The sequence below is a fragment of the Flavobacterium sp. CS20 genome, from assembly GCF_018080005.1.
Lineage (GTDB): Bacteria > Bacteroidota > Bacteroidia > Flavobacteriales > Flavobacteriaceae > Psychroflexus.
In genome coordinates this window covers 1,026,145-1,037,887 of record NZ_CP073015.1, presented here as the reverse complement: position 1 = coordinate 1,037,887, position 11,743 = coordinate 1,026,145, and the positions used below count along the sequence as shown (strand labels likewise).

Below are 11,743 nucleotides of genomic sequence, written 5' to 3'. Positions count from 1 at the left end.
TTGTTAATTGTCTTTTGTAGAAACCAATAACTCTCTTATGTCAACATCCAATACCTGTGAAATTTCAGTTAAGACTTGAATACTTGGCTGTGTGTTATTGTTGCAATAGTTTGTAACCACTACATAGCTTTTTCCAATTTTTTCAGCAAGCCAAGTTTGAGTTCTTCCTTGTTCCTTTAAAACCTTTTTAATTCGATTCATTGGTTCAGAGTCTTTACTTTTCGACATAATGGCACAAAGATACATTTAATTATTGAAATTCAATATAATTTTGTATTGGCAGGTAGTAGTTATTTTTGTCAGAGTGTGGGCAAGAAACAGCTCTTTTGGTTTTTTAGTGGTTGGCATTTGTGTCGGGAAAAAACCAAATGTGCTGTTTGTGCGGTCGGCTTTTTTCAGCTTGTGGCTAACGGTCTCGTATAACCGTCAGTTACGGGATTAAAGTTAATGATTTTCGGTTAAGCACTGACGTTAGCAATTCCGAGTGGATTCGGACGTAGTCAGATCCGCCGTAATTGCGGTTATACATTGTTGCCAGTAGTTTTTATTCAATATTTAATGCTTTTTTCTGTTTTTCTGTTAAGTTCCATTTTTCTTGTATATCTAAATTTAATAAAATACAGTTAACTTTTAAATTTGAATCTTGATTCTTTAATTCCTTATACCATTCGAATGATTGTTCATTAAATTTGTCAATAAATTTTGCCCAATTTATTATAATGTAAATACTTCCATTTTCAGTAATATCATTATTTAAAGGCGAGATGTGTTTTAACCAATCATTTATTGTAATATTTTTATTAAATTTCAAAGAGTCTATTTTTTCAATTTCATTAATTACTTGTGAACATTCATTATCATTAAACCTGTTTTTAACTAAAAATCCCTTAGAATTAAAGAATAATATTTCGGGTACTTGAAGTTTGTCATCATTATTCAGGTGAGCGAAACTATTAAAACTCTTAATAGAAAATAGGTCGTTTTCTTCAATAGTTACGTTATTTTCATTAAGATATTTGTTTAAGCTTTCTTTATTTTCGATACTAAAATTAATTGAAATATTCTTTTGCGCATAACACGAAATAAAAATTATAAAGAAGAAAGCTATTTGTAATAATTTTTTCATAAAATATTATTTAATTGTTAATAATCGTTGGAAAGGTCAATTCGCAAAAATTATTATATGAAGGCGAAAAGTTTTTTTTCAAATTACTGGCAACGTTTGGGCTATGAGTAGTGCGAGCCAAAAAAGACAAAACCTTTCAATTCAGCACCGACCCAAGCGAACAATTTTTAATTTATAAATTTCAATCAATAAATATATAAATTGTGAGCGAAAAAAATGCCAAAACCATTGAATTTTGCTCATAATCTCGCATTACTTATAGCCTTTGTTGTAAAACGTTTTTATTTTATTCCGAATGGTTTTGTTTTCAATTCGTTCAGCCAATCAGTTCCGTATTTTTTATTTAAAAAGTCGAAAATCATTTGATTATTTTCAGTTGCTTTTTTGAAAGACAAAGGGTCAATTACACAATTCTCTTTTATCAGTCCGATTCCATATTTTTCTTTGAACTCAACATATTCTTTTGGTATAGAACTATCAATTCCGTGCATTATGAAATTCAGAGTTCCATTTTCAATTCGTTGCTCGATTTGCTCATCAGTCAAGTCAGTTTCTAAATTCATCGGGAAAGAATAAATTTTACCGTTCTTGAATTCTTTTTTTCCATTAATCGAACTGTGATTGTGTTTTTCCTTTTATTAATTCGTGTTGGATAAAAAGTATAAGCAGTAAAGTCGTCAGACACAAAACTGAATTGATATTTCCCTTTTTCTGGCAAAGTAATTTTAAAATTTTCTGCTTTAGAAACCTCAATTTTTCTGTTCAGGTCAATAATTGTGAATTCTCCCGATTTTAATTCCTTGTCCGTTAAGTTTTCAAACATAACCGTAGCGGTAATTTCAGTCGCAAAAGCTATTGATGTGAACAATGCTAATGTCAAAGTCAAAATTAATTTTCTCATAAATTTTATTTTTTTAAAAGGTGATATTCATTTTCTTATGTTACAAAATTTCGGTCTTAAATGTTTTACAACTAGTATATATCCACAAAAATACACCACTTTTTTAATTTTTAGGCTTGTTTTTATACTTTTTTGCCATTTTGTCTAATGGACTTTCTATCTTTTTAGTGCTTTTTTGACTAATATGAGTATAAACTGTAGTCGTTTTGATACTGCTATGGTCCAAAAACTTTTGTATATATCTTATGTCTGTCCCGCCTTCTAACAAATGTGTCGCAAATGAATGACGTAATGTATGCATATTCACCTTTTTACGGATTCCAGCTTTCTTAACCGCACGCTTCATAATAGCTCTACAACTTTCTGTAGAATATGGTCTTCCTTTTATCTGACCTTCAAAAACATAATTTTTTGTCTTATACAACTCTTCATAAGTCTTAAAATACTCTACAATAGAATATGGCAACATCACTTGCCTGTCTTTTTTTCCTTTAGCTGATTTAACCATAATTTTATGTGCATCAAAATCTATATCACGCCATCTTAAATTACAGATTTCACTCACTCGTAGTCCAGCACCATACGCCAAAAGCAATATCAATTTGTGCTTAGGTTGCTTTACGGCTTTAAAAATACGTTGACACTCATCAACACTCAAAACCACAGGTAGAGTTTTTTCTTTTTTCGGTCTCGGAATATTCCAACTTTTTGTGTCGTCCCATTCCAAAACATTTTTAAAATAAAACTTCAAAGCATTCACAATCATATGTCCACTTGCAGATTTTAAACCGCGTTCAGATAAACTTGACAAATATTTGACTACAACTTTCCTGTTCAACGTAGCAGGATCAGCATAATCATTAACCCGCAAAAAACTTATAAATGCACCTGTATAACTTTTAATAGTTGAAGTACTGTAGTTCACCGCCATCAACATATTAGTCATATCTTCAACATAAGGCTTAGCAAAATCGGGAACCATATCTAACAAGGTCTGCTTGGTTTTGGTCAATTCAACTGACTTTTTATTAATCTTGTTGCTTGATTTAAAATAAGTCTTAGCTACGTGATAGTGTATTTTTACTTCTAAATCACTGAGCAAAAGTTCTAAAGACTTCTTATGATTTGGCGTTGCTGGAATCAAATAAGCATTCAAAGCCTTGCTATAACGACTTTGGCTTACACGTCTCAACACGTCAACCAATCGGAAATCGTCTGAAAAATTTACCCGAATATAGCGTTCATCATCTATATATTTATGCACTTCAACACTCAAATCTTTGGCAAAGGTTTGTTTTTTAAAATAATCTTCACCAAACAATGGTACGCCAAAAATATTCTCAACATTTGCCTTAACCTGTGGATGTCTGTAAACCATATACACTTTATGCGTACCATTCCAATGAACACCTTTCACTTTTTTAATGGCCTTGACATAAGATTGAACATAATTCATCTTAAGTACCCAATATTTCCCAACACTATCTAACACTCTTAGATTTAAACGATGATCAATCTCAAATGAATGAAATTTATGGGTCAATTCATCTACTGTAAATGCAGATGATGATAACCTTTCGTGATTTTTCACTATGGGCAACTTTTTACGCTGTCTTTCAACGCTTGCCTTATCGTTATTTTTATTTTTAGATTGTTTTTGATGTGATGCTGAATTTGTCTTTTCTACCTTTATATTGCTAAAGTTTGTTTTGAATATGTTATAATTTTTTTTGTTGTAAGGCAGGTGCCAGCACAAATGTGTTATACTGAATCGAGCACCTATCTGCTTCATTTTTAAACGTGTTTCATTGTCTCGCTTATCAAAAAATCTTGCTATCCTATAGTCGCCACGATGCCATATTTTTCTCAATACAATTTCACTCATTTCTATTTACCTGAATTATTTTAATTTTATTTAAATAGCTGATTATTATAGGTTTACGTAAAATGTAAAACTTGAATAATTTCTAATACAAGAAAGTTTCAATAAAATTTAAACACGGCTTCGCCACAGTAAGTCACAACATCAATTGAAACAAACCCATAAAAATTTTTTAAATTTAATAAAAAAATAAACAATACCTTAAAATACTGATATAATTGCACAATTCCAATTCTAAAAATTCAAAAAACGATTAAATAATGCCATTGGTTAGCTTTAAAAACAAAATTTAAGTAAATAATAATTATCTTATATAGTTTAAAATTTACTATTTTCGAAAAATATTTAAAATTATATTAATACTTAACATATATGTCGATTAATAAAATACTGTATAGCCTTCTTTTTATATTATCTGTTTATAACATTTCAGCCCAAGATATCTTAATGCAAGATGGCACATTTAACCAGTGTAGTGGTGTTTTTTTAGATTCTGGTGGTCTTGCAAATAATTATGGAACAGGTGAGGATTTCACAATAACAATTTGTCCTGATGACCCAGCTTTAATTTCAACTTTAGAATTTACAGAATTCTTACTTTCAGGTGATGGTCAAACGTTTTTAACTATTTACGACTCCGATACCGCTGATCCTGCTGAACTCATTGGAACTTTTACAAACGATTTAGCTTCAAATCCAGAATTAAACTTTGTAACAGCTTCAGATACTAATCCTACTGGTTGTCTAACCATTGTTTTTGAATCTTCAAACATATTTCCAAATGTTGGCTGGTCAGCAAATATTGGGTGTAGAGAACCCTGTGATGTTACTACAGCAAATATAGTCCAGGTTGAGCCTTCTGAATTTAACACAACATCAGGCAACTATGAAATCGGTAATTTTTTGCCGATAACATTTGAAATTGACCCAGACTTTACATCTAATAATGGAACCAATCCACAATACGTATGGGATTTTGGTGATGGCTCACCTACAGTAACTACAACGATTCCTATTGTTCAACATGAATTTACGGCTTTAGGAAATTTCAACGTAACGGTAAATATTATTGACGATTTTGGGTGTTCAAATGAAAACGCAGTAACCATTCCTGTAGAAGTCATTTCAAGGTCTGGTTTTACTTGCGATACCGCCCAACCTTTTTGTGCTGGTGGTGAAGTTTTCTTTTTTCCAAACTCAAGTAACGCTGGTGGTGGAATTCCATCAGCCGAGAATGGCCCTGATTATGGTTGTCTTAATTTACAACCTTTTCCAGCATGGTTTTTTGTTCAAATAGAACAATCTGGCGACATTGAATTTTTCTTAGAACAAAATACAAGTCAAGATTTTAATGGGAATGGATTAGATGTCGATTTTAAAATTTGGGGACCATTCAGTAGCGCTTCAGGTAATTGCGATAACTTAAATTCTTCGACTGAGGTTCCAGATTTGCCTAATGGTAATCCCTTAGACGGTTGTAGTTATTCAGCGTGAGCTATAGAAAATATGGGAATTCCTAATGCCCAAGCGGGAGAGTTTTACATTATCGTCATTACCAATTTTAGTCAAAATCAAGGATTTATAAGCTTTGAACAAACTAATGAAAATGACCCTGGCGCTGGTACTACCTCATGTTCAATTCTCGGTGATGATATTGATGCTTGTGAAGATGAAACGGTAACTGTTTTTACCAACGTTCCCGGTGGTGATACTTTTGAATGGGCTCTTCTAAATACTAATACAGGAAATTTTGATGTACTCACGGAGAAACTGGAAGCTCAATTGATATCACTCAGCCTGGTGGCACTTATCAGGTCTCGGTCTCTGGACCAAACACGCAGATTGTTGATGAAATTACGGTTAACTTTTTTGAAAACCCAGTAGTAACGACGCCAGTTCAACAGTTGATTGAGTGTTCTTCATTTTTTGACTTAACAGAAGTTGATCTCAATGCTCTCGGCGTAAACAATCCTACTGAGTTTGAAATTTTATATTATACTGATTTAAGTTTTGCTGAAGAAGGTAATCCAGTTCAAGCTATTCCAAACCCGTTAAATTATCAAGCAACACAACAAAATGAAGAAATATTTGTTAGAGTTCAAAATATCCTAAATCCTAATTGTTTTACGATTACATCATTCATACTTGTTCAAGATGGAGTTTCAGTGGGTTCTAACTTTACAGACATTACAGAATGTATTCCTAATGGTCAACCTGCCAGCTTTGATCTTACAATTAATGATAACGAAGCTTTAAATGGTCAAGATCCCAATAATTTTAATGTATTTTATTATGACAGTCAGTCCGATGCCAACAATAATAATACTGCAAATGCCATTCAAATTCCAAGTAATTATGAAGTTTCAACCCCTGGAGTGTTCACAATTTATGTAAATGTTGAAAACCCAATCACTCAACCTTGTTTTGCTGTTAATTCCTTTCAAATAGAAGCAATTTTATCTCCAGACATTCAAACACCCCCTGAAGACTTAACACAATGCGGCGATTTCACCCTAACCCAAACTTTTGATTTAACCGAAAACAATGTGAGTAGTTTAGGCATATCAAACCCAGCAGAAACCCAACTCACCTATCACAACACCCAAGCCGAAGCCGATATAGGAGACAATCCCATACCAGATCCTGCCAACTACCAACCTGCAAACAATCAAGAAACGATATTTATCAGAGCAGAAAACATCAACAGCTCAGATTGTTTTTCTACCGACAGTTTTACCATTCAAATCTTTGATGTAGAGATATTACAACCCGACGATTTAGGTTTATGCGACGACGGTAGCGGCACAGGTACAGCCACTTTCAACCTTACAGAAAACAATTTTGTGGTACTAGGACCTAACCAAGACACCACGACGCATTCTGTGAGTTACCACGAAACCCAAGCCGACGCCAACGGCGGGTCAAACCCCATTCCAGATCCCACGGCTTACCCTAACACCAGCAACCCACAGACCATATGGGTGAGAGTGCAGAACATTGGCGATCCAACAAACTGTTTTGAAATAGCGAGTTTTGAGATATCGGTAACCGATTCTGCCCCAGTGAACCTAACCCCACCAAACATCGTAGAATGCGATGATGACAACGACGGCTTTTTCAACAACTTTGATTTAAGCAGTCAAGACGATGTAATAAGTTTAGCCAACCCTGATGTTCAAGTCAGTTATCATTTAACCCAATCAGATGCCGAAAATAACGTTGGAGCCTTGAGTTCGCCTTATTCTAATGTGGTAGAAAGTGTTCAAACAATCTATTTTAGAACCGAAGACATCAACAACAGTTGTAGCTTGGTCAGCAGTTTTGAGTTGCAAGTAGTCGATAGCCCAATACTGACACCAATAGAAGATCCTCTATCGGTATGCGATGACAATACAGACGGCTTTTTATTTTTTGATTTAACACAAATAGAGCCCGAAGTCTTAGGCAGTTTAGACCCAACAAACTTAGATATCACATACCACTTGAATGAAACTGATGCCGAGACTGATCAAAATGAAATAGCCCAACCGACGAACTATCAAAACACGAGTAGCCCACAAACCATTTGGGTGCGGGTAACCGACACGAGCAATGCCCAAAATTGCTATAATATCGAGTCTTTTGATATAGAAGTCTTGCCATTACCAGAGATTATCAACCCCGAACCCTTAGCCGTTTGTGATGATGAAACAGGCGGAGATTTAAGCGATGAAATCGCCACCTTTGATTTGAATGATAAGATAGATGAAATCACCCAAGGCAATAATGAGCTAAACGTAGAGTTTTTTGAAACCCCAACTGATTTAACCAATAACAACCCGATAACACCAATAGACAGTTATGTCAACCTCATAAATCCCCAAACGATAGAGGTGAAGGTAACCAGTCAGACAACAGGTTGCGAAGACTTTACCACTTTAACTTTGGTGGTTAATCCTGTACCGAGTTTGGCTCCGACTTTAGAACCTTTAGAGGTTTGTGACCCCGACAATGACGGCTTTGCAGAATTTGATTTAGATGCCGCTATTGCAGATATTCTAAACAATGAACCTGAGGTAACAATTACTTTTCACTTGACCCAAGCCGATGCCGACTTAGGAGTCAATCCTATTGATACCACACAGCCTTTTGGAACAAACAACCCCAACCAACAAACCCTTTATGTCAGAGCGGAAAACACAGGACCAAACGGCGATGATGGTACAGGTTGTTATGATACACGTCCATTAGATTTAATAGTAATCCCCAGTCCAGAAATACAAAACTTAGAAGACTTAACACGCTGTGATGATGAGACTGCAAATGGCTTTGCGAGTTTTGATTTAACCCAAAACACTCCAGAAGCTCTCGGCAATCAAGACCCGACAAACATACAAATCACCTATCACGAGACCCAACAAGACGCCGAGGATGGCATCAATGCCATAGCCGTACCGAGTAATTACACCAATATCACCAACCCACAGATTATATATGTGCGTATAGAAAATACGGCAACAGGCTGTGTTGACTTATTTGACTTTACAGATGATACCAATAATAGTTTTACACTAACGGTAGAGCCATTACCAGCCATTACCGCACCAAGTGTGTTAGAAGTTTGTGATGATGATGCTAATCAAAATCCATTTCCACAGATCAGTTTTGATTTAACGGTCAAAGAGGCAGAGATAGTCGGACAAACGGTAGTTCCAGCCAACTTACAATTCACCTATTATGAAAGTCAAGCCGATTTAGACAATGACAACCCGATAACTGATCCGACGGACTATACCAACACGAGTCAACCGCAAAGTATTTTCATCAAAGTCGTTGATACAGCTACAGAAAATCAATGCTTTGATACGGTAATTATGACCATCAGCGTGTTGCCATTGCCAAGTCCAAGTGAGACCGACCCCGATGCTCTGAGATTAGAAGCCTGCGATGATAACAATGATGGTGTAGCCGCAGAACCATTTGATTTAACCCAAAGCGGGAACCTGATAGCTGGATCAGAAAATGTCAGTATCAGTTATTATCTCAACGAAAGTGGTGCAGAAAATGAAGATGCTGCAGACCTAATCACCACACCCGATGCTTACGTGAATGATCCCAGTTTAAACGAAACCGATGCCAATGGCAATCCGACCAATACACAAATCATTTATGCGAGGGTGGACAATGCCGTTGCGGGTAACTTCTGTTTTGTGATTGTTCCCTTTGAGATTGTGGTGCATCGTGCTCCAGTGCTCAATCCAAATGGCAATCCTTTTGCTTACACTTTGTGTGAGGACGACGATACCAATCCAGGTGTAGCAACCATATTTTCGACTCAGGACATCACGGACAACCTTTGGGATTTAACGAATGGCAGCAGTGATGTCATCATCCCACTTTTAGACCCCAATATCACGCCAGGTCAAAGCATAGAAGATTTTACAGTGAGCTATCACTTAACGGAGCAAGATGCCGAAGATGGAGTGAATGAAATATCAGCAGGCTATCAAGCTAGCGATGGAGAAATATTATTTATACGAGTAGAAAACACCACAACAGACTGTTTTAATACGGCAGGAATCGGTCAAGTAGAAATGCAAATCCAGCCAAGACCAGCTATAGCCAATACCAACCCAGATGACATTGTGGTTTGTGCCGATGCCGTAGGTGCATCTGGTGTAGCCACGATAGATTTAACCCAACAAGATGTAGCGGTTAATCCAAGTTCACCAGCCAATACAATGGTAGTGTATTATGAAGGCATGATGAACTTTAATAATGCCACACCAATAGACGACCCAACGAATTATCAAACCAGTCAAACGCCACAGACAATCATAGCCGAAGTGGTCAATACGCAAACCTTGTGTGAGTCGAGTCGTTTTTAAGTTTTGATATCATAGTCAATGCCTTACCCAATGTAGATATCAGTGGATTTGATGGTGCGATAGTTTGTATAGGACAAGACGGTGAATTGATAGAGAATGCAGACTCACCACCAATAATCGATACAGGATTAGACAGTGCAAACTTCAGTTTTGAATGGACTTTTGAAGGCACAGCATTGCCAGATACCACACCGAGTATAGAAGCAGATCAGCCAGGCGTTTACACCGTGACTGTAACCAACAACGCCACAGGTTGTGTAGGCACAAGCAGTGCAGAAATCATAGAGAGCAATCCACCGAGTTTTGAAGTCACAGTGTTATCGGCATCATTTAGTCAAAGTTATGTGGTAGAGGTCAGCAATATAGTTGGTAATGGTAATTTTGAATTCCAGTTAGATGATGGAGAATGGATTAGTTTAGAGCCAGGACAAACCACCTTGGTATTTAACGCTGTAACCCCAGGCACACATATAATAAGAGGCAGAGAAGAAGGCGGTTGTGGAGAGCAACAAGTGAGTTTTGCAACGATAGATTTCCCACCATTTTTCACACCCAATCAAGATGGTTTTAACGAAACATGGAATATCACAGGATTATCTAATCAACCTAACGCAAAAATTTATATATTTGACCGCTATGGCAAATTGCTCAAACAACTCAGTCCTGGCGGAATAGGTTGGGACGGAACATTTAACGGCAAAGCCATGCCATCACAGGATTATTGGTTTAGAGTAGAGTTTATAGAACCTACAACAGGTAGTCCAAGCACTTTTAAATCACATTTTACGTTGAAACGATAAGTTAGTTTCTTTAATAAAAATTATAAAAAAACCAGCTTATTACAGCTGGTTTTTTTTGGAGTTAAAAGGGAAGACTAATACTTACTTCAACGGGAGTTCGATATAAATTCCAATAAAATATATTCATATTAAATACAGATATTTAATCATTTGTCACGTTGACAGAGCGAAGCATGAGCGACGAGACATCTCAGTAGGATGAGATTTCTCCTCATTCTTCGTTCGAAATGACAAAATTTGCTTACAAAAAGATATAATCATCTGATTTACAGCTTTCAATAAATCGAACTCACGTTTTTTTAATAAAATTTAAAATACTTTCATTAAGCTCTTTTGAGTGTGTAAAACTTAAACCGTGTGGACCATTTTCAATTAAACTTAGCTTTGCATCTTTAATTATACCTTGTGCCTTTTTTCCTGAAACTTCAAAGGGGACAATTTCATCATTATCTCCGTGAATTATTAAAGTTGGAACATCAAAAGCTTTTAAATCATCTCTAAAATCGGTCATTCCGAAAGCATCTACACAGTCTAAAGTGGCTTTTCTTGAAGCTTGCATGGCTATATTCCAATTGAGTTGAATTTGTGCTTCACTAATTTTATCTTGAAGTTTTTCAAAGTTGACAAAGTTTTTACCAAAATCTTGAAAAAATCCAGCACGGTCTTTTTCTATTCCTTTTTTCATGCTTTCAAAAACAGAAACATCAACAGCATCGGGATTGTCCTTTGTTTCTTTTAAAAAAGGAGTTACGGCACTGATTAAAATAGCTTTATCTACAGCCTCTGAACCATATCTACCAATATAACGGGCAACTTCGCCACCACCCATAGAAAATCCAACTAATATGATATTTTTTAGCTTAAGTTGAACAATCAAGTCTTTTAAATCGCAGGCTAGGGTATTATAATCGTATCCTGAAAAAGGTTTTGAACTTTGCCCAAAACCCCTTCGGTCATACACTATAACTCTAAACCCAGCATTGACCAAAGTTTCAATCTGAGTATCCCACATGCGATGGCTTAAAGGCCAACCATGAATTAGAACTATAGGTTGTCCTGAGCCATAATCTTCATAATAAAGATCTATACTGTTACTGTTTTCTTTAGAATTTGTTTTGATATATCCCATAATTATAATTTTTATACAATTTATGTAAAATGTAGAGA

General features: G+C 35.7%; 10 protein-coding genes. 4 read left to right on the top strand and 6 right to left on the bottom strand.

The features are described from left to right. Positions 1 to 3 precede the first annotated feature (3 nt). The 5 genes from IGB25_RS05005 to IGB25_RS04990 form a co-directional block, all read right to left on the bottom strand. A complete protein-coding gene (locus IGB25_RS05005; protein WP_211066428.1) occupies positions 4 to 201 on the bottom strand; it encodes a helix-turn-helix transcriptional regulator in 198 nt (65 codons plus the stop codon). A gap of 343 nt (positions 202 to 544) precedes the next feature. After that, entirely contained in the window at positions 545 to 1,126 is a 582-nt protein-coding gene (locus IGB25_RS05000) for a hypothetical protein (protein WP_211066427.1), read from the bottom strand. A gap of 281 nt (positions 1,127 to 1,407) precedes the next feature. Continuing rightward, on the bottom strand, positions 1,408 to 1,689 hold the full coding sequence (locus IGB25_RS14765; protein WP_247653626.1) for a hypothetical protein: 282 nt from the start codon (positions 1,687 to 1,689) through the stop codon (positions 1,408 to 1,410). Next, entirely contained in the window at positions 1,686 to 2,027 is a 342-nt protein-coding gene (locus IGB25_RS14760; protein WP_247653625.1) for a hypothetical protein, read from the bottom strand. The genes IGB25_RS14765 and IGB25_RS14760 overlap by 4 nt, the downstream gene beginning before the upstream one ends. A 103-nt stretch (positions 2,028 to 2,130) precedes the next feature. After that, positions 2,131 to 3,912: a tyrosine-type recombinase/integrase gene (locus IGB25_RS04990; RefSeq protein WP_211066426.1), complete on the bottom strand. Its 1,782-nt coding sequence runs from the start codon at positions 3,910 to 3,912 to the stop codon at positions 2,131 to 2,133. A 369-nt stretch (positions 3,913 to 4,281) separates the two neighbouring features. Between IGB25_RS04990 and IGB25_RS04985 the strand changes: the two genes are divergently transcribed. The 4 genes from IGB25_RS04985 (at position 4,282) to IGB25_RS04970 (ending at position 10,576) form a co-directional block, all read left to right on the top strand. Then, positions 4,282 to 5,403: a PKD domain-containing protein gene (locus tag IGB25_RS04985; protein WP_211066425.1), complete on the top strand. Its 1,122-nt coding sequence runs from the start codon at positions 4,282 to 4,284 to the stop codon at positions 5,401 to 5,403. Between the two features lie 12 nt (positions 5,404 to 5,415). Beyond that, positions 5,416 to 5,793 carry a hypothetical protein gene (locus IGB25_RS04980; RefSeq protein ID WP_211066424.1) on the top strand — a complete coding sequence of 126 codons (378 nt, stop codon included), beginning with the start codon at positions 5,416 to 5,418 and terminating at the stop codon, positions 5,791 to 5,793. Positions 5,794 to 5,813: 20 nt separating this feature from the next. Beyond that, positions 5,814 to 9,776 (top strand): hypothetical protein, encoded by a 3,963-nt coding sequence (locus IGB25_RS04975; RefSeq protein ID WP_211066423.1) that lies wholly within the window; start codon positions 5,814 to 5,816, stop codon positions 9,774 to 9,776. 86 nt (positions 9,777 to 9,862) lie between these two features. Further along, the gene (locus IGB25_RS04970) at positions 9,863 to 10,576 is read left to right on the top strand and encodes a T9SS type B sorting domain-containing protein (protein WP_211066422.1); all 714 of its coding nucleotides are present in this window, start codon (positions 9,863 to 9,865) and stop codon (positions 10,574 to 10,576) included. A 289-nt stretch (positions 10,577 to 10,865) separates the two neighbouring features. On the opposite strand, the gene IGB25_RS04965 is transcribed toward IGB25_RS04970, so the two are convergent. After that, positions 10,866 to 11,705 carry an alpha/beta fold hydrolase gene (locus tag IGB25_RS04965; RefSeq protein WP_211066421.1) on the bottom strand — a complete coding sequence of 280 codons (840 nt, stop codon included), beginning with the start codon at positions 11,703 to 11,705 and terminating at the stop codon, positions 10,866 to 10,868. Positions 11,706 to 11,743: the final 38 nt, after the last annotated feature.

Coding starts and splice junctions, on each gene's coding strand:
- IGB25_RS14765 (WP_247653626.1), bottom strand. CDS start 1,689: ATGAATTTAGAAACTGACTTGACTGATGAGCAAATCGAGCAACGAATT.
- IGB25_RS04990 (WP_211066426.1), bottom strand. CDS start 3,912: ATGAGTGAAATTGTATTGAGAAAAATATGGCATCGTGGCGACTATAGG.
- IGB25_RS04980 (WP_211066424.1), top strand. CDS start 5,416: ATGGGAATTCCTAATGCCCAAGCGGGAGAGTTTTACATTATCGTCATT.
- IGB25_RS14760 (WP_247653625.1), bottom strand. CDS start 2,027: ATGAGAAAATTAATTTTGACTTTGACATTAGCATTGTTCACATCAATA.
- IGB25_RS04965 (WP_211066421.1), bottom strand. CDS start 11,705: ATGGGATATATCAAAACAAATTCTAAAGAAAACAGTAACAGTATAGAT.
- IGB25_RS05000 (WP_211066427.1), bottom strand. CDS start 1,126: ATGAAAAAATTATTACAAATAGCTTTCTTCTTTATAATTTTTATTTCG.
- IGB25_RS04985 (WP_211066425.1), top strand. CDS start 4,282: ATGTCGATTAATAAAATACTGTATAGCCTTCTTTTTATATTATCTGTT.
- IGB25_RS05005 (WP_211066428.1), bottom strand. CDS start 201: ATGAATCGAATTAAAAAGGTTTTAAAGGAACAAGGAAGAACTCAAACT.